Source organism: Caulobacter sp. GW821-FHT09B08, from assembly GCF_059418225.1.
This window is the reverse complement of sequence record NZ_JBWKPL010000003.1, coordinates 401135-420795: the sequence shown is the minus strand read 5'-3', so window position 1 is coordinate 420795 and position 19661 is coordinate 401135. Positions and strand designations below refer to the sequence as shown.

General features: G+C 69.5%; 12 protein-coding genes. 10 read left to right on the top strand and 2 right to left on the bottom strand.

Annotated features, from left to right (window positions below):
- Positions 1-1482 carry a S10 family peptidase gene (locus AC07OA_RS12590; protein ID WP_494664149.1) on the bottom strand — a complete coding sequence of 494 codons (1482 nt, stop codon included), beginning with the start codon at positions 1480-1482 and terminating at the stop codon, positions 1-3.
- 225 nt (positions 1483-1707) lie between these two features.
- Here AC07OA_RS12590 and AC07OA_RS12585 point away from each other — a divergent pair, with 225 nt between their 5' ends.
- From AC07OA_RS12585 to AC07OA_RS12550, 8 genes are all read left to right on the top strand, one after another.
- Complete coding sequence (locus AC07OA_RS12585) at positions 1708-3219, top strand: M61 family metallopeptidase (RefSeq protein ID WP_494664148.1); 1512 nt, start codon at positions 1708-1710, stop codon at positions 3217-3219.
- Positions 3220-3342: 123 nt separating this feature from the next.
- Complete coding sequence (locus tag AC07OA_RS12580) at positions 3343-3738, top strand: RidA family protein (RefSeq protein WP_494664147.1); 396 nt, start codon at positions 3343-3345, stop codon at positions 3736-3738.
- Positions 3739-4007: 269 nt separating this feature from the next.
- Positions 4008-5327 carry an APC family permease gene (locus AC07OA_RS12575; RefSeq protein ID WP_494664146.1) on the top strand — a complete coding sequence of 440 codons (1320 nt, stop codon included), beginning with the start codon at positions 4008-4010 and terminating at the stop codon, positions 5325-5327.
- A complete protein-coding gene (locus AC07OA_RS12570; RefSeq protein ID WP_494664145.1) occupies positions 5324-6484 on the top strand; it encodes an aminotransferase class V-fold PLP-dependent enzyme in 1161 nt (386 codons plus the stop codon). Before AC07OA_RS12575 ends, AC07OA_RS12570 begins: the two co-directional genes overlap by 4 nt.
- Positions 6485-6678: 194 nt before the next feature.
- Entirely contained in the window at positions 6679-8385 is a 1707-nt protein-coding gene (locus AC07OA_RS12565) for a M61 metallopeptidase family protein (RefSeq protein ID WP_494664144.1), read from the top strand.
- Between the two features lie 254 nt (positions 8386-8639).
- Entirely contained in the window at positions 8640-11600 is a 2961-nt protein-coding gene (locus AC07OA_RS12560) for a TonB-dependent receptor domain-containing protein (RefSeq protein WP_494664143.1), read from the top strand.
- Positions 11601-11665: 65 nt separating this feature from the next.
- Positions 11666-12613 (top strand): ornithine cyclodeaminase family protein, encoded by a 948-nt coding sequence (locus AC07OA_RS12555; RefSeq protein WP_494664142.1) that lies wholly within the window; start codon positions 11666-11668, stop codon positions 12611-12613.
- The gene (locus tag AC07OA_RS12550; protein WP_494664141.1) at positions 12610-14442 is read left to right on the top strand and encodes a DUF885 domain-containing protein; all 1833 of its coding nucleotides are present in this window, start codon (positions 12610-12612) and stop codon (positions 14440-14442) included. The genes AC07OA_RS12555 and AC07OA_RS12550 overlap by 4 nt, the downstream gene beginning before the upstream one ends.
- Positions 14443-14448: 6 nt before the next feature.
- Here AC07OA_RS12550 and AC07OA_RS12545 read toward each other — a convergent pair whose 3' ends face one another.
- Entirely contained in the window at positions 14449-15786 is a 1338-nt protein-coding gene (locus AC07OA_RS12545; protein ID WP_494664140.1) for an LLM class flavin-dependent oxidoreductase, read from the bottom strand.
- A gap of 251 nt (positions 15787-16037) precedes the next feature.
- Here AC07OA_RS12545 and AC07OA_RS12540 point away from each other — a divergent pair, with 251 nt between their 5' ends.
- Together AC07OA_RS12540 and AC07OA_RS12535 are read left to right on the top strand one after the other, a co-directional pair.
- A complete protein-coding gene (locus AC07OA_RS12540) occupies positions 16038-16883 on the top strand; it encodes a TauD/TfdA dioxygenase family protein (protein WP_494664139.1) in 846 nt (281 codons plus the stop codon).
- Positions 16884-16988: 105 nt separating this feature from the next.
- Positions 16989-19652, top strand: a complete 2664-nt coding sequence (locus AC07OA_RS12535; protein ID WP_494664306.1) for a TonB-dependent receptor plug domain-containing protein — start codon at positions 16989-16991, stop codon at positions 19650-19652.
- Positions 19653-19661: the final 9 nt, after the last annotated feature.

Below are 19661 nucleotides of genomic sequence, written 5' to 3'. Positions count from 1 at the left end.
TCAGGCCGGCGTCCCGCCCGTCACGAACGCACGGATGTCGTCGGTGAAGGCCTTCAGGCTGGGCAGGTGCGAATAGGCCATGTGGCCGCCCACATACTGGCGCAGGAACACCCGCTCGCGGGGGAAGCCGCTGCTGGAAGCCAGGTACCGGGCCGGACCGACCGTGGTGGTCAGGTCGTAGATGCCGGTGCCGACCATCAGGCGGAACTTCGGATTGGCCTTGAAGGCCTTCTGGATCTGGGCCGGATAGTCGTAGTCCCAGAAGGGGCCGCCCATGCCGCCGGTCGGGCTCCAGGTCCAGGCGTCGCTGCCGGGGGCGATGGCGCGGTAGTCGGCCAGCGGCCAGGTCACGCCCAGGCTCTTCAGCTGCTCGGCGATCATCGGTTCGATGGCGGCGGTGATCGGACCGGCCGGATCGACCGGACGCGCGCCCGGGGCCGGGGCGGGGCCAGTGTAGCGGGCGTCGTAGGTCCCCAGGATCAGGCCCTGATCCTTCAAGAGCTCGCGCCCGAACGTCGTCTTGGTGATGACCAGGTCGTGGGCCAGGTAGTAGTCGGCGCCGATGCCGGTGAGGGCCTGGAGCTTGTCGGCCATCTTGCGGCGTTCGTCGGCCGGCAGGTCCTGACCCTTGGCCAGGGCCAGCAGGTAGTCGCTCATGGCCCAGGCATAGGTCTGGTCGATGAAGGCCATGGGCGCCAGCCCGCCGGTGTCGGCGCGGCCGTGATAGGCGGCGATGGAGGCCAGCTGCGGCAGGTTGGTGGCGTAGGAGACGATGTTGCGCGCGCGCTGGCTGGTTTCGATCATGTTGGCGGCCTGGCCAAACAGGAAGACGCCTTCCAAGGGCATCACCGCCGATAGCTTGCCGGCCATCAGCGACGCGCGGACCGTGCCGTAGCTTTCGCCCAGCACGTATTTGGGCGAAGCCTCGCGGCCGTTGGCCTTGCTCCAGGCGACCACGAAGTCGGCGATCGACTGGGCGTCGCCGTCGGCGCTGTAGAAGCGCTCGCGCGAGCCGGCCGGCGCGATGCGCGAGAAGCCGGTCTCGGCCGGATCGATGAAGACGAGGTCGGCGACGTCCAGCACGGTGGCGTCGTTGTCGACCAGCTGGGGCGGCGGCTGGGGCGCCTTGACGTCCTGGGCGATGACCACGCGGCGCGGACCCAGGGCCACCGTGTGCAGGGTGGCCGAAGAGCTGCTGGGGCCGCCGTTGAACACGAACAGCACTGGCCGCGCGGGCGAGGCGGGGGCGGCCACGTAGCTGGTGGAGACCAGGCGCAGGGTCGGCGCGCCCTGGGCGTCGGTCAGCACGGTCTCGCCGACCGTGGCGACGTAGTCGACCTTCTTGCCATTGAACACGCCGCGCTTCTTGGCCACGAAGGGACCGCCGGTCCTGGCCTCCTGAGCGAGCGCGGGCAGGGCGGCCAGGGCGCCGGCGCCCAGCGCCGCGCCGGTCAGCAGGGCGCGCTTGGTCAGAGTGGTCATGGGTGCGGTCTCCAGCTCGTCGACCTATCGAGCCTATCGGCGGGACGGAAGATTATCTTTGCATTCTCGCCGGACCGTCCGAAGGCCGCGCATAGACATCGCCCGGGCCGGGCGGGCAAGCGCATGGCCTATGCGCGCCGCATCGGGGCGTTCGGGAACTTCGCATAGAAAGCCGAAGCGACCTTGCGGACAATGCGGGCGTCGCCTTCCAGTCCGGGGATGTCCATGTCCAAGACCGCGTTTCGCTCCATCCTTCTGAGCGCCCTGCTGGCCACGGCCGGCGGGCAGGCCCTGGCGGCGTCCAGCTTCACGACGGTGCTCAAGCCGGTGCGCAACGGCCAGCCGGAGGTCTCTGGCATCGAGGTGCGCTCGACGCTCGACGCCGAGGCGGAGCGTCCGCTGACCATCACCGCCCCCGTCATCTATCCCGGCGCCTGGAAGGTAGCCGAGCGGATCAAGGACCTGAAGGTGACCGACGCCGACGGCGAGGTTCCCCTGGCGGCGACCGACGATCCGCCCCAGCCCGGCGGCTTCCCCTACTACCGCCACTGGAAGGCCCAGCGGGCGGTCAAGTATCCGGTGACGATCGCCTATCGCGCCCTGGTCCAGCCCGTCGGCGACCGCAACGGTCCGCCGTTCGGCATGCGCCCCGTGGCGGGCGGGGTCAGCGGCTCCCTGGCTGGGTTCATGGTGGTGCCGGAAGACCTGGACGCCGCCGACCTCAGCCTGAAGTGGGACGTCTCCGACCTGGCGGCCGGCTCGACCGGCGAGACGGCGTTCGGCGAGGGCGACGTGGCGCTGAAGGGCGGCGTCGAGAAGCTGCTGCAGACCTGGTACATGGCCGGTCCGGTCGGGCGCTATCCGGCCTCGGGCTCGGGTCACGGCTTCAGCGGCGTGTGGCTGGGCAACGGCCCCTTCGATCCGGCCAAGGAGATGGCCTGGTCGGCCGGGCTCTACGGCTACCTGGCCAAGTCGTTCAAATATCTGGATCCCGCGCCGGACTACCGCATCTTCATGCGCTTCCTGGACACCGCGCCGGTCGGCGGGGCCACGGCCCTGCCGGGGGCGTTCATGCTGTCGCGCGGCGCCGCGCCGTTCGACCCCAAGGCCGAAGGGCCGCGCGAGACCTTCGCCCACGAGATGATCCACCAGTGGACCGGCGGCATCGAGGCGCCGCAAGGCGTCAGCAGCTGGTTCAGCGAGGGGCTGACGACCTACTACACCAGCCTCCTGCCCCTGCGCGGCGGCTTCACGACGGTCGACGAGTTCACCCAGGAGATCAACGACACCGCCAAGGGCTATTACGGCTCGCCAGCCCGCGACTGGTCGGCCGAGAAGATCGCCGAGTCCGGCTTCTCGGTCGAGAACATCCGCCACGTGCCCTACATGCGCAGCGCCACCTATCTGGCCGACCTGGACGCCCGCATCCGCGCCAAGTCCAAGGGCAAGCGCAAGCTGGACGACATGCTGGCCCCGATGTTCGTCAGCCGCGAAAAGGGCGTGAAGTTCGACCACGCCGCCTGGAAGGCCATGGTGGTCAAGGAGCTGGGTCCCCAGGCCGCCGTCGAGTTCGAGGACCGCGTCCTGGCGGGCAAGCCCTGGACGCCGGTGGCCGGCGCCTACGGCCCCTGCTTCACCCGCGTGGCCAGGACCTACGAGGTGGACGGCAAGAGCGTCGAGGGCTTCGGCTGGGATCGGGTCAAGGGCGTGCCGGACGCGACTTGCAAGCGTTGGTGATGCCGGAAGGCCGCCGATCTCGCATAATCCATGCGTTGATCGCGTGACCGGCGGCTAGAACGCCAGGCTTATGCGGCGAGCTTGCGACATACAGGGCGGCTCTATCCCACCCGGAGTCGCCCCATGGAAATCGTCGGACCGCCGCTGACCGGACCCACCGGCACGATCCTGCCGCTGTCCCAGGCCGTCAGCGTCGGGGACCTGGTGTTCGTCTCCGGCCAGATCGCCCTGCGGGACGGCAAGATCGTCGGGCGCGACGTGGCCGAGCAGACCCAGGTGGTGTTCGACGGCGTCGAGTCGATCCTGACCATGGCGGGCCTGACCCTGGCCGACGTCGCCAAGACCACGGTTTGGCTGACGCGCGCCGACGACTTTAGCGAGTTCAACCGGGTCTATGCCGCGCGCTTCGGCGACTGGCGGCCGGCCCGCTCGACCGTGGTTGGCGCGCTGGTCTTCCCGGAGGCCCTGGTCGAGATCGAGGTCGTGGCCGCCCGTCCCGCCACTGCGCCGGGTTCCTGAAGGCCAAGCCAAGGTCCGGCGGTATCGCGCAGGAACTATCCACCTTATCGGCCGGACGAGACTAATTCGACCAGCCTTCGCGCCGACCCGGGCAAGTTCGAATAGTTGATGCGAGACCCTGGTCCTATGCTCATCCTGCAAGACGTCGCGTCCGCGCGGCCGGCTGTTCGGGGGAGGGGGTGTCGACGACCGTGCGGGTCGCGGCGCTCGCGCGCCCCGTGCAAGACGGCTGCCGGGCGGGCGCGAGATTCTGGAGTGCGTCCCTCACGATGACCGGCCCTGTTACCCCCTCGTCGCCGGCCTTGAAGCATGGGGTCGGCCTGATCGACCTGGTGATGCTGGGCGCCGGCACCGCGATCGGCGCGGCGATCTTCTCGGTGCTGGGGCCGGCCAGCCAGGTCGGCGGGGCGGGGATCCTGATCGCGGCCGGACTGGCGGCGATCCCGATGGTCGTCTTCGCCCTGGTCTACGCCTACATGGCCTCGGCCCTGCCCAAGACCGCCGCCTCCTACGAGTGGCAGCGCATCCTGACCAAGCCGTGGATCGCCTTCGCCGTGGTGTGGATGCGCATCCTCAGCAACGCGGTGGTGATGATCGTGTTGGGCCGGGTGCTGGTCGGCTATCTGTCGATGGTGGTCGACCTGCCGGCCGCGCCGACCATGCTGGCCCTGTTCTTCGCGATCTTCTGCCTGAACTACGTGGGGGTGAAGGTCGCCGCCCGGGCTCAGACGGTGCTGATGGCGCTGCTGCTGGCGGTGTTCGCCGTGTTCGTGGCGGCCGGCGCGTCGCGCCTGCAGGCGCACCTGTTCGCCGAGGCCGCCGCCGGCGGCTGGGCGCCGATCCTGGCGGCCCTGCCGCTGATGATCCAGCTGTTCCTGGGCATCGAGACCGCCACCGAGGTCGGCGAGGAAGTGCGCAATCCCAAGACCACTGTGCCGTTGGGCCTGGCCCTGGCCCTGGTGCTGACCGTCGTCGTCTACGGCGCCATCGCCTTCACCGCGCTCAGCCTGGTCGGTCCCGCAGGCCTGGCGTCCAGCAAGGCGCCGCTGCTGGCGGCGGCCGAGGTGTCGCTGGGGCCGTGGGCCAAGCCGCTGATCGTCGGGGCGGCCCTGCTGGCCCTGACCAAGTCGATGAACGCCATCTTCCTGGTCTTCACCCGCTTCCTCTACGCCATGGGCCGCTCGGGCGTGCTGCCCTCCGGCCTGGGCGCCCTGCACCCCAAGTTCGGCACGCCGCATCGCGCCACCATCGTCGCCTTCCTGCTGACGGCGGCCTGCGTGGTCCTGCCGTCCAGCCTGCTGTTCCTGCTGCTGGCGGTGAACATCCCGACCATGATGAAGTACGCCGGCTCGTGCCTGGCGGCGTTCAACATGGCCCGCCACCATCCCGAGCTGCACGCCCAGGCGCGCCTGCCATTCAGCCGTGGCGGCGCCCAGATCCTGGCGGTGATCGGGATCGTCGTGGCGGTGATCGTCGCGGCCCTGGGGCTGGGTTCGGACTGGCGGCCCTATGTGCTGCTGGCCGGCTGGCTGGCGGTGGGCATGGTCTACTACGTCGCCACGCGCGGCCGCCGCGAGGCTGCGGCATGACGCTGGTCTTGGCCCCTCTCTCGGAAAGGCCGCTGGGCGCGGCCCGACGCGCCGACTTCGGCCCCATGGCGCGGATCCACCTGGACTCGGCCTATATGCACCCCATGAGCCTGGGCGCGCGCCGGGCTCTCGACCGCTACGCCGAGTACCGCATGGGCGGGGCGGCCAACTCGCCCCACGACGACGCCACGGTGCGCGAGTCGGTGCAGCGGATGTTCGCCACCCTGATCGGCGCGGCGCCCGGCGAGATCGCCTTCGTGCCCAGCACCATGGCCGGCGAGAACGCGGTGCTGGCGGCTCTGGGCCTCAGCGGCGGCAAGGGCAGGGTGGTCACCGACGCCCTGCATTTCACCGGCTCGCTGTACCTCTACGAGCGCCTGGCCGAGAACGGTCTGGACGTCGAGGTGCTGCCCGCCCGCGACGGCCGCATCGAGCTGGCCGACCTGGAAGCGGCCCTGAAGACGCCCACCGACCTGGTCGCCGTATCCCTGGTCTCCAACTACAACGGCTTCCGCCACGACCTGGACGCGGTCTGCGACCTGGCCCACCGCCACGGCGCGCTGGTCTATGCCGACATCATCCAGGCGGCCGGGGCGACCCCGTTCGACGTCAAGGCGTCCGGCGTCGATTTCTGCGCCTGCGCCACCTACAAGTGGCTGATGGGCGACTTCGGGGTGGGCTTCCTCTACGCCCGCGCCGACCGGCTGGACCGGCTGGACCCCACGGCGTTCGGCTACCGCCAGGTCAGCGAGATGATCGCCCAGCCCGAGGCCGATCCGCCGGTGCTGTGGCGCGCGCGGCCCGACGCGACCGGGGCCTTCGGCATGGGCACCATGGCCGACGGCGCGGTGGCCCAGCTGCACCATTCCCTGGACTACATCCTGTCGGTCGGGGTCGAGGCCCTGGCGCGTCACCGCGCCGGCCTGCTGGTCCCGCTGCGCGAGCGGCTGGCGGGCCTGGGCGCCCGCATCCTGACCCCCGACGATCCGGCGACTCCGATCCTGGCCTTCGCCCCGCCGCGGCTTGCCGAGGCCGGCGCGCGGCTGGAGGCGGCCGGCGTCTTCGCCTCGGTCTACGAGGACCGCGTGCGCGTGGCGCCCACCCTGTTCAACGACGTCGACGACATCGACGCGCTGGTGAAGGCGCTCTGGGACTGACCGGAGGGCGCAAGAACTATGCAAAGTTTCGGCATGACGGCGGGGACTTGGATGGCTCTTGCGTCGCGCGGCGCGCCGAAGGCTGGATCATGCAGGTTCGGGCGTTCTGGTTCGAACCTAAAAACAAAGTAATTCAAAGTCTTGTCCAGAGTTCGGCATAGTCTGCCGCAACGATGTGAGCCTTGGGGGCGATGATGCTGAACCGCTTTTCGATGATGACCTGCGCCGCCGCCCTGGCGCTCTGCGCGGGCGCGGCCCAGGCGGCCGAGCCTGGCCTGCCCAAGCTGGCCATCCAGCTGACGCCCCATGCCGAGGGCGGGGCGGAAAGCCACATGGGGGTGCGCGAGACGATCCAGGCGCCCGCCCTGGCGGCCGGCGACGTGCTGGTGCGGCTGCCGGTGCGGCTGGTCGGGATTCCCGGCTCCAAGATGCTGGGCGAGGGGCTGACTGCGCGTGACGCGTCCGGACCCCTGGCCCTGACGGCCGACGAGGAGCCGCCGACCCCGCAGGGCGTCTATCGCCGCTGGAAGGTCTCCCGCGCTACGGTCGGCGACGTGGTGGTGGAGTACCGCGCCGCGCCCCGCCAGATCACCGCCGCCACCAACAACGGCCCGCTGTTCGACCTGCGCGAAGAGAGCGGCGGTTTCGCCGGAGCGGGCGTAACCTTCCTGGCCGTGCCGCCCGGCGAGAAGCCCTATCGCATCGCCCTGGACTGGGACCTGTCCCAGGCCCCGAAGGGCTCGCGGGGCGTCTCGTCCCTGGGCGAGGGCCATGTCGACACGGTGGGGCCGCCCGAGCGGCTGTCGTTCTCGTTCTACGCCGCCGGTCCGCTCAAGACCTTGCCGGGCGCGGCCGACGGCTTCGGGCTCTATTGGCTCAGCGACCCGCCGTTCCCCGCCGACGCCTTCGGCGCGCGGATCAAGACGCTGCACGCCGCCATGGCCGAGTTCTTCGGCACGGGCGACGCCACCTACCGCGTCTTCATTCGCCAGAACCCCTATCCGGGCACAGGCGGCACGGCCCTGCCCAGCTCCTTCATGTTCGGCTACCGCGCCAGCGACAAGCCTACGCCCGAGGCGCTGCAGAGCCTGGTCTCGCACGAGATGGCGCATAACTGGCCGTCCATGCAGGGCGAGCACGGCGACACGGCCTGGTACAGCGAGGGCACGGCCGAGTTCTATTCGATGATGCTGTCCTACCGCTCGGGCGTGCTGCCGCTGGACGCCTTCGTGGAGTCGCTGAACGACAAGACCGCCGCCTACTACACCAACCCCTATATCCGCCTGAGCAATCCGGCGGCGGCCAAGATCTTCTGGAGCGATCCCACCGCCCAGACCGTGCCCTATGGGCGGGGCTTCCTCTATCTGGTCGACACCGACGCGGCGATCCGCGCGGCCTCGGGCGGCAAGCGCAGCCTCGACGACGTGGTCAAGGAGATCTACCGCCGCCAGAAGGCCGACCAGCCCTACACCATCGACACCTGGCTGGAGCTGATCGGCAAGGAGATCGGCGCCGACAAGGCCAAGGCCGGCTATCAGGCGATGGCCAGCGGCGAGATCCTGCATCCCGCCAACCGCTTCGCCGGCTGCCTGGTGACCACGCCCAAGACCATGCGGACCTTCGAGCTGGGCTTCGACCGGGCCTCGCTGAACGACGAGCGCATCGTGCGTGGCCTGATCGCCGGCTCGGAAGCCGACAAGGCCGGGGTGCGCGATGGCGACCGCATCCTGTCGGAGAGCGGCATGCTGGAGGCGCGCAAGGACGAGACGCGCGCCCTGACTCTGAAGCTCCAGCGCGACGGCGCCGAGCGCACCGTCACCTTCCTGCCGCGTGGCGCGGGCGTGGAAGGGATCGTCTGGGCCAAGGCGTCCGACGCCGGTCCCGAGGCCTGCCGCTTCTGAGGTGATAGGCGGCGCGATGACGATTGCGCCGCCTTTCCAAGCCTCACATAGACGATGCTCGGCGACGGGGCGCGCCGCATAATCCATGTATGTCGCCCTTGCGACGGTTCGAAGAACGAAAAGATAAGCCGCCCCCCTTGGCCTAGCCTTCTGGTGTGGAAGCGACTTGACCGACCGCCTGGCGGATCGGGTCGGGCGATTTCCCATCGACGTCGCTTGGGGAAGAGCGCGTTCCAAAACCATAAGGGGGTATCATGCGAAACTCTTCGACCCGGGGCCGTCTTCTGGCCACGACGATCGTCAGCGGCGCGGCCCTGGCCGCCAGCTTCACGCCCGCGCTGGTCCAGGCGCAGGACGCTTCGGAGACCGTCACCGAGGTGGTGGTCACCGGTTCGCGCATCCGCCGCGCCGAGACCTCGACGCCGGCGCCGGTCACCGTCATCGGCCAGGAAGCCATCACCGAGCGCGGCTACGTCCAGGCGGGCGAGGCGCTGAACCAGGTCTCGTCGATCGCGCCGACCTACGGCCAGGCTGACGGCAGCGGCGACGCGGCCGGCGCCGGCCAGCAGTTTCCCAACCTCTTCAGCCTGGGCGCGGGCCGCACCCTGACCCTGGTCAACGGCCGCCGCACGGTGACCTCGTCGTCGGGCCTGGGCGACCGCGTGGTGGACGCCAACACCATCCCCGTCGGTCTGATCAAGAACGTCGAGATCGTCCAGGGCGGCGGCGCGGCCGTCTACGGCTCGGACGCCATCGCCGGCGTGGTCAACTACATCCTCAAGGACGATTTCGAGGGCGTGGAGGTCGACGCCCAGTACGGGATCTCTTCGCGCGGCGACAACAAGAAGCCCAGCCTGCGCGCCACCGCCGGCAAGAACTTCGCCGACGGCCGCGGCAACTTCGCCATCAACGCCGAATGGTCCAAGACCGACCCGCTGTACGACCGCGACCGGCCGCTGACCAACCTGGGCCGCGTGACCTATTCGAACCCGAACGACACGGGGCCGACCGACGGTATCTCGGCCCTGACGCCGGCGTTCAATTCCAAGTTCTACGCCTTCAACTACACCGGCGTGATCTTCACGACCCCGGCCCCGGTGCCGTCGTTCTTCCTGCGCAGTGCCGGAACGCCCCAGCAGTTCAATGCCGCCGGCGAAGTGGCCGCCTATGATCCCGGCACCTTCCTGACGGTGCCCTTCGCCAGCGGCGGCGACGGCTTCGCCTACCAGGACCTGGCGACCCTGCGCACCGGCGTGGAGCGCAAGAACCTCAATCTGATCGGCCACTACGACATCAACGACCACGTGAAGCTCTCGGGCGAACTGCTGTACTCGAACACCGTCGGCCGCGACCCCTACGGCTCGCTGGCCTCCAACACCGTGCTCAACAGCACCGACAGCGGCTCGGGCTACATCCCGTTCTTCGCCACCAACCCGTATCTCAGCACGACCGCCCTGGCGGCCCTGACCGCCGCGCGGCCGTCCTTCGGCGCGGGGGCGCCGCTGTTCCTGTCCAAGGCCTGGTCCGATCTGCTGCCGACCCGCGAGATCAAGTACACCACCGACACCTACCGCGCCCTGCTGTCGCTGGAAGGCGACTTCAACCGCGCCGACCGCGACTTCTACTGGAGCCTGACCGCCAGCCACGCCGGCACCGAAGGCACCCAGGCCGGCTGGGGCGTCAACACGGAACGCCTCTACAAGGCCGCCTCGGCGGTCAAGAACGGCGCCGGAAACATCGTCTGCAGCGTCAACGCCGACGCCAGCACCGCCAATGACGACGCCGCCTGCGCCCCGCTGAACATCTTCGGTTCGGGCAATGTCAGCGCCGCCGCGCGGGCCTATGTCACCGCGCCCAGCGGCCTGGACTACAGCAACACCCAGGACGACGTCCTGGCCACCTTGGGCGGCGACCTGATCAGCCTGCCAGCCGGCAAGGCCAAGTTCAGCGCCGCCTACGAGTATCGCCACGAATGGGCGCGCTACACCCCGTTCACGGCCGATCAGCTGGGCCTGCTTGGCGCGGGCGTGCCCACCGAGGCGACCTCGGGCAAGTTCCACACCCACGAACTGTCGGGCGAGGTGCTGGTCCCGATCCTGGGCGGCGACTTCACCCTGCCGGGCGCCAAGCGCCTGGAGTTCGACGGTTCGTACCGCATCGTCGACCACTCGATCGCCGGCACCGAAAAGGTCTGGGGCGCGGGGCTACAGTGGGAGATCGTCAGCGGCGTGACCCTGCGCGGTTCGCGCAGCCGCAACTTCCGCGCCCCGACCCTGGACCAGCTGTTCGCCCCGTCGCGCACCGCCCTGGGCGCGATCCAGGTGGACCCCTGCGACTCCGACCGCATCAACGCCGGCCCGGCCCCGGCCAACCGCCGCGCCAACTGCCAGGCGCTGTTCGCGGCCAATCCGGGCTACGGCGCGCTGGCGACGTTCCAGGATCCGTCCGAGAACTTCACCAACACCCTGATCACCACGGGCGGCAACCGGGACCTGAAGAACGAGGTCTCCGACACCCGGACCCTGGGGATCATCCTGCAGCCGTCGTTCATCCCGGGCCTGACGATCATCGCCGACCGGGTGGAGATCGACCTGACCAACGGCATCTCGGAGTTCACGGCGGCCGACTTCCTGGCCACCTGCTACGACTCCGCCTCGCCGTCGCCGGACGTCTGCGGCACCTTCACGCGGGACGCCAACGGCTACGTGACCACGGCCATATCGACCACCTACAACGCCGGTCGGGTGAACTATCGGGGCGAGGTCTACAACATCAACTACCGCTTGCCGCTGTCGAACCTGTTCCCGGACCACGACTACGGCACGCTGGAGTTCGGCCTCGAGGCGACGCACAACACCCGTTACGAGACCTCGGTCACGGGCTTCGACGAAAGCCGCATCGACGGCACGGTCGAGATGCCCGACTGGCGCGGCCGCTTCGACCTGCGCTATTCGCGTGGGCCGCTGAAGCTGTACTACTCGGTCGACTACATGCCCGAAGCCCTGACGGCCTGGGGCGCGACCATCGAAACCAACCCCAACCCCACCGTGGCGGCCAATATCCGTCACAACCTCTCGGGCAGCTACGACTTCGGCAAGTACACCGTGCGCGCCGGCGTCACCGACCTGACCGACGAGATGACCTCGTATCCCAGCCGTTCCTACGGCGACATCATCGGCCGCCAGTTCTTCCTCGGCTTGAACGCGCGGTTCTAAACCGTAGTCCCTACCGGCCCCCGCCTCGCGCGGGGGCCATGCCTTTTCGTCCAGGACCATCGCCCATGAGGTTCATCAGCGCCTCCGAGGTTCGACAGGGCCTGCCGTACGCGGTCTGCATCCCGGTGGTGCGCGAGGCGATGATCGCCTTCTCCGCCGGCGAGACCCGCCAATTGCTGCGATCCGTCATCCCGCTGGACCAGGGGCGGATGTTCGGGGTGATGCCCGGCGCCCTGGGCGGGGCCGATCCGTTCGGCGCCAAGCTGGTCAGCGTCTTTCCCGACAACGCCGCGCGCGGCGGCCAGTCCCACCAAGGGCTGGTGGTGCTGTTCGACGCCATGAGCGGCCGGCCACAGTGGCTGGTCGACGCGGGCGAGGTCACCGTCATCCGCACGGCCGCCGCCAGCGCCGTGGCCACCGACGCCCTGGCGCGGCCCGACAGCCGGGTGCTGGCCATCCTCGGGACCGGCGAGCAGGCCCGCAGTCATGCCGAGGCTCTGCTTCTGGTTCGTCCGTTCACGGAAATTCGCCTGTGGGGCCGTCGGCGTGAGGCCGCCGAGGCTCTGGCTGCGACCTTGCCGGGCCGCGTCACGGTATGGGACAGCGTCGAGGCCGCCGTGGTGGGCGCCGATGTCGTCTGCACGGTCTCGGGGGCGCGCGAGCCGATCCTGATGGGCCGCTGGCTGGCGCCGGGGACCCACGTCAACCTGGTGGGCTCCAGCGTCGCCGGTCCCACCGAGGTGGATCACGACCTGGTCGTCCGCGCCCGCTTCGTCGCCGACAGCCGCGAGGGCGTGCTCGCCCAGGGCGCGGAGTTCCTGCACGCCAAGGCCGCCGGACTGGTCGACGACGACCACGTGGTCGGCGAGATCGGCCAGGTGCTGTCGGGCGACCTGCCGGGGCGACAGTCCGACGACCAACTGACCGTCTACAAGTCGCTGGGCCACGTGGTGCAGGACCTGGCCGCCGCCAAGGCGCTGTGCGACCGCCTGAGTTCTTCGGAGTACGCATGACCGCTCGCGACAAACGATCCGCCGGAGCCGACCGCCGCCAGGTGCTGGGCGGGGTCGCGGCCCTGGCCCTGACGCCCGGCGCGGCCCTGGCGGCGGGCTCGGAAGACGCCCGCCTGACCCAGGTGCTGGACCGCCTCCACGCCGAGGGCCTGGCCCGCTCGCCCGAGCGGATCACCAGCCTGGGCCTGGACAAGGACCCCGCCTACGCCTGGGCGCGGGGCAAGCTGTCGGACCGCTCGCCCGCCGCCGCCGAGCGGGCCCGCGCCGCTCTGGCCGCCGACGTCGCGGCGCTCAAGCGGATCGACCGCGCCCGCCTGACCCCGCGCGCCCGCAACGCCTACGACACCGTGCTGTTCGACCGCCAGGTCTCGCTGGAAGGCGCCAGGCGCTTTCCCTACGGCGCGGTCGGCGATCCCAGCCCCTATGTCATCACCCAGAGCGCCGGGGCCTATCGCGGCGTGCCCGACCTGCTGGGCCGCCAGGAGATCAAGACCGCCGCCGACGCCGAGGCCTGGCTGGGGCGGTTGCAAGCCTATGGCGCGGCGCTGGACCAGGACACCGCGCGGTTCCGGGAAGACGCCGGGCGCGGCGTGCTACCGCCGGACTTCCTCTATGACAAGGCGCTGGCCGGCGTGACGGCCCAGGCCGGGGAAGGGGCTTCGACCCTGGTCGCGGGCTTCGGGCGCAAGGTCGCCGACAGCGGGCTTTCCGGCGACTGGTCGGACCGCGCCGGGCGGATCCTGGCCCAGACCGTCCAACCGGCCTTGGCGCGTCAACTGGAAGCCCTGAGCGTCTCGCGCCCCAAGGCGACCCACGCTGCCGGCGTGGGCCGGCTGCCGGACGGCGCGGCCTATTACGACTGGGCCGTGCTCTCCAACACCACCAGCCGAATCTCGGCCGACGAAGTTCACCGCCTGGGTCTGGCGCAACTGGCCGAGGCCTCGGCCCGCGCCGACGAACTGCTCAAAGCCCAGGGGCTGACCCAGGGGACCGTCGGCGCGCGCATCGGGGCGCTGAACACCGATCCGCGCTTCCTCTATCCCGAGACCGACGAGGGCCGCGTCCGGCTGATGTCCCGGGTGCAGGGCCTGATCGCGGCGATGGACGCCCAGATGCCCCGGATGTTCGGGCGTTTCCCCAAGCAGGCGGTGCAGGTGCGACCGACCCCGCTCGACCAGCAGGCCGGGGCGCCGGGCGCCTACTATTCGGCGGGATCGGCCGATGGTTCGCGGCCGGGGATCTACTACATCAACATGCGCCTGGTCGGGGCCAGTCCGGACTGGCAGCTGCCGACCATCACCTTTCACGAGGCCGTGCCCGGCCACCACCACCAGATCTCGATCGCCCGCGAGGCCGGACCCGAGGTTCACCCCCTCCTGCGCGACATGGGCTTCACCGCCTATTCGGAAGGCTGGGGCCTCTATGCCGAACAGCTGGGCGACGAGCTGGGCCTCTATGCCGACGATCCGTTCGGCAAGATCGGCTACTACCGCTCGATGCTGTTCCGCGCCGCGCGGCTGGTGGTCGACAGCGGCATCCACGCCAAGGGTTGGTCGCGCGAGCAGGCCATCGCCTATCTAGTCGACAACGTCGGCATGAGCCAGCGCGGCATGACCAGCGAGGTCGAGCGCTACTGCGGCTGGCCCGGCCAGGCCTGCGCCTACAAGATCGGCCACGCCAAGTGGCAGGCGATCCGCGAGCGCGCGCGCCAGGCCCTGGGCCAGCGGTTCGACATCCGCGCCTATCACGACACGGTGCTGGCCGCCGGCGCCATGCCGCTGGACGTGCTGGACCGCTTCGTGGCCGACTGGACCGCCGCCCAGGCCTGACGCCTGTCAGGCCACGGCGCGCCGGGCCTTGGCGGCGGTGAAGCGGTTGGCCGGAACCTCGATCCCCAGGTTCTCGCGGAAGGTCGAGCCCTCGTAGTCCTCGCGCAACAGGCCGCGCTTCTGCAGCAGCGGCACGACCTCTTCCACCAGAAGCTGGAACTGGCCGGGCAGGGACTCGCCGATCACGAAACCGTCCGAGGCGCGGGTCTCCAGCCACAGCTCGAACTTGTCGGCGATCTGCTCGGGCGTGCCGACGAGGTCGCCGCGCGGGGTGGCGAAGCGCAGGGCCACCTGGCGCAGGGTCAGATTCTCCTGCTCGACGGCCTGGGCGATCTTCAGGGTGGCCGACTGCGAGCTGTTGAAGCCCTTGCTGAAGACGTCGGGGAAGGGTGCGTCCAGGTCGTAGGCGGTGAAGTCGTGGTCGTTGAAGCCGCGGCCCAGCATGGCCAGGGCCGACTCGATGGACACCAGCTCGGCGCGCTCCTGCCAACGGGCCTCGGCTTCGGCCTCGGTGGAGCCGATGATCGGCGCGGCGGCGGGCAGGATGAACAGGTCGTCCGGATCACGGCCGAAGCCGGCGGCCCGCGCCTTGACGTCGGCATAGTAGGTCCGGGCGTCCTCGATGCCGCCGTGGCCGACGAAGATCGCGTCGGCGCTCCTGGCCGCCAGGTTGCGGCCATCGTCCGAGGCGCCGGCCTGGAAGATCACCGGCTGGCCCTGGCGGGAGCGGGCGATGTTCAGCGGTCCCTTCACCGACAGGAACTCGCCCTTGTGGTTCAGGGTGTTCAGCTTGTCGGGGTCGAAGAATACGCCGCTGGCCTTGTCGTGCACCAGGGCGTCGTCCTCCCAGCTGTCCCAGAGGCCCTGGACGACGTCCAGATACTCGGCCGCCAGGCGGTAGCGGGTGTCGTGGGCCAGGTGCTGGTCCTTGCCGAAGTTCTCGGCCGTGCCCTCCAGCCACGAGGTCACCACGTTCCAGCCCGCGCGGCCGCCGCTGATGTGGTCCAGCGAGGCGAACTGGCGGGCCACGTTGAAGGGCTGGGAATAGGTGACGCTGAGCGTGGCCACCAGGCCGATGTGCTCGGTCACCGCCGCCAGGGCCGACAGGATGGTGATCGGCTCGAACCGGTTCAGGTAATGCGGGCTGGACTTGGCGTTGATCGACAGGCTGTCGGCGATGAACACGAAGTCGAACTTGCCCCGCTCGGCCAGCTGGGCGGCGCGGCTGTAGTACTTGAAGTCGGTGCTGGCGCCGGGCTGGGCGTCCGGGTGACGCCAGTCGGTCCAGGTGCGGCCGGCCCCTTCGATCATGTGGCCGAGCTTCAATTGTCTGCGCTTCGCCATCGCGGCCTCCGAGAGATGTTCGGCGGCATGACTGTCACCGTGAGTGTTCAATCGCAATGGAGTTTGGCGAATAGGTCTTATGAGTATTGTTTGTGGTGCTTATGAGCTTTGTATGGCTGGCGAAGAACTGATGTATTTGAAGGGTGGATATATAAATCTCTAAGTCGGGTTGGAGGATTATTGTTTCGCGCTGCTTGTCGCGATCACCCATGTTGCCGCTCGTTGTGGAACCCACCAGGCGAGGAGAGGCCATGAGCGCCACCATCACCGGCATTCGCGAAAAGGCGGGACTGAAGACCGTTCCGCTGAACCCCACCATCGGGTCCGAGGTCGAGGGCCTGGACCTGCGCCAGCCGCTGGACCGGGCCCAGCGCGAGGCGCTCAAGGCCCTGCTCTTGGAGCGCAAGGTGCTGTTCTTCCGCGACCAGGACATCGACCGCGACCAGCAGCTGGCCTTCGCCGCCAACTTCGGCGAGGTCTACGCCCATCCGACCGGCGGGGTGGAGAGCCACCGCGCGGTGCAGCCGATCTCGGCCCAGGCGTTCAAGGATTACGACATCCGCGAGAACCACTGGCACACTGACACTAGCTGGCGGATCAACCCGTCGTTCGGCGCGGTGCTGAAGGCGGTGCACATCCCCGAGGTGGGCGGCGACACCATCTGGGCGGATGGCGGGGCGATCTATCGCGGCCTGCCCGACGACCTGAAGGCGGCGGTCGAGGACCTCTATGTGATCCACGACTACCAGAGCGCCCTCAACCGGGCCGGCGAGCGCTATCCGCTGGTGGCCCACCCGGCGATCCGCACCCATCCGGAGACCGGCGAGGACATCTTCTGGATCAATTTCAGCCTCAAGCCCCGGTTCGTCGATCTGGCGCCGGAGGAGAGCCGGGCGCTACTGGCGCGGCTCTATGACGAGGTCAAGAAGCCGGAACACCACGCCCGCTTCCGCTGGCGGCCCAACTCCGTGGCCCTGTGGGACAACCGCGCGGGCCTGCACTACGCCGTGCGCGACTACGGCGACTTCCCGCGGGTGATGGAGCGGGTGCTGATCGGCTCCGACGACATCCCGTACCGCGACCGCCGACAGGCCTGAACCGGATGCCCGCTGTGGGGCCAGCGGCGGGCGACCTTCCTCTCTTCGAGACCAACGACACGACGCGGCGGCCACCGGCCCCGCGCGGGGGACCTTCTTTTGACTCTGCCTTCCTCGACGCGCGTCCTGGCGCGCCCCGTTCCCTTCCTGGCTTCCCGCGCCGGCCTGCTGGCCTGCGCCTCGGTCCTGACCGTGGCGGCCCTGGCCACCCAGGCCAAGGCGGCTGACCTGCCCGCCGCCGCCGTTCCCGTGGTCGATGCCCCGCCTGCTGACGACGCGGCCACGGCCGTGGAGGGCGTCATCGTCACCGGCGTGCGCGGCGTGCGCCGCACCGTCACCGACAGCCCCGTGCCCGTGGACGTGGTCTCCAATGCCCAGCTTACCGCCACCGGCAAGGTGGGCCTGAAGGAGGTGCTCAACACCCTGATCCCGTCGTTCAACCTGCCGGGCATCAATGGCGGCGGCACCTCGTGGACGGTGCGGGCCATCACCATGCGGGGCCTCAACGGCGACCAGGCCCTGTTCCTGGTCAACGGCAAGCGCCGCCACGGCACGGCCCTGATCAACAACCTGGCCCGGGTGGGACGCGGCGGCGCGCCGGTCGACCTGGACCTGATCCCGGCCAGCGCGATCGAGCGCATCGAGGTGCTGCGCGACGGCGCCTCGGCCCAGTACGGCTCCGACGCCATCGCCGGCGTGATCAACATCATCCTCAAGCAGGACGCGAAGGGCGGGTCGTTCAGCTACCAGGGCGGCCAGAACTATCTGGGCGACGGCGACACCCGCAGCGCCACCCTGAACTACGGCCTGCCGCTGGGCGGGCGGGGCGGCTTCGTCCAGCTGGCCCTGAACTGGAAGAACAACGAGGCGGCCTCGCGCTCGGTCCCGTCGACGGCGCAATACATCTTCCAGCCCATGGTCACCACGGTGGGCGGGGTGACCACCGTCACCCCCGACCCGCGCGACGCCACCGCCGACCGCTACTACTGGGGCAGGGGCTACGGCCCGGGCGAGGAGGACATACTGGCGGCGTCCTACAACGCCGAACTGCCCGTGGACGACCTGACGCTCTACTCGACCGGCACGCTCAGCCACCGCTCGTCCAAGAAGAACACCGGCAGCTTCCTGCCCAACCTCGCGCCCGTGGCCGGGGTCACGGCGGGACGACCGCAGAACCGCAACTCGCTGCCCGAGGTCTATCCCTACGGCTTCAACGCCCTCCGCCGGATCTTCGAACTGGACTTCCAGACCACCCTGGGCGCGCGCGGTCAGGCCAAGGGCTGGGACTGGGACCTGTCGACCACCTTCGCCCAGGACCACGCCCAGCTGGACGGCGAGAACACCATCAACGCCACCCTGGGTCCGAACAGTCCCAACTACTTCCACCTGTCGACCCACCAGTTCCAGCAGTGGACCAACAACCTGGACGTCACGCGCGAGTTCGAGGGCGTGCTGGCGCATCCGGTCCAGGTGTCGTGGGGGCTGGAGCAGCGCTACGAGCACTTCAAGATCTATCCCGGCGACGAGGCGTCCTACATCGTCGGCGACTATGTGATCCCGGCCGGCCAGCCCTTCGCCGGCCTGCGACCCAATCCGGGCCTGGCCTCCTACAGCGGCGCCGCCCCCGAGGACGCCGGCTCGATCAGCCGCAACGTCTATGCCGGCTATGTCGACGTCGGGACCAACCTGACGGAGAACTGGTACGTCGGCGTGGCCGCGCGGCACGAGCGCTACACCGGCGACGTGGGCGACACCACCAGCGGCAAGATCACCACCCGCTGGGAGTTCCTGCCCGGCTACGCCATTCGCGGGACGATCAGCAACGGCTTCCGCGCCCCTTCGCTGGCCCAGCAGATCTTCGCCAGCTCGACCATCTCCGGCAGCCTGTGCGCCGCCGCGCCCAACAACACCTTCCGGGGCGCGGCCTGCACGCCCGGCGAATACCTGACCTATCCGACCAAGGTTCTGCGCACCGACAGCGCCGAGGCCAAGGTCCTGGGCGCCACGCCGCTGAAGCCGGAGACCTCGACCAACTACAGCTTCGGGATCACGGCCGAGCCGACCAGCCGGCTGCGGATCACCCTGGACGCCTACCAGATCGACATCGACGACCGCATCGTCGACACCAGCAACCTGGATCTCTCCGCCGCCCAACTGGCCTCGCAGCCGGCCCTGGCTCCGTTGCTGGCCCGCTTCCCGCAGGGCCTGGTGGCGACCTACTACACCAACGCCGTCTCGACGCGGACGACCGGCATCGACCTGGTCGGCGAATACGCGCTGGACCTGGGCGAGTTCGGCCGCCTGAACCTCAACGCGGCCTACGCCTTCAACAAGACCAAGATCCGCGAGCAGATCGCCACGCCCGCCGTGCTCAAGGCGGTGAACCCCAATCTGGTGCTGTTCGACCGCCAGAAGATCGCCGACCTGACCATCGGCACGCCGCGCAAGAAGACCATCCTGGGCGCGGCCTGGGTCCGGGGTCCGGTCAGCGCCAACCTGCGGTCCACCCGCTACGGCAAGTACACCGAGGCCGGGACCTCGGCGAACCTGGACCGCACCTACAGCGCCAAGTGGGTGACCGATCTCGACATCGCCTGGGACGTCCGTCCGAACACCACCGTGGCCGTCGGCGCCAACAACCTGTTCGACCAGCACCCCGACAAGATCGGCATCGTCAACACCGACAGCGGCATGAACCAGTTCGGCCTCTTCTCGCCCTTCGGCATCACCGGCGGCTACTGGTACGGTCGCGTCACCCAGCGTTTCTAGAGGGAAGAC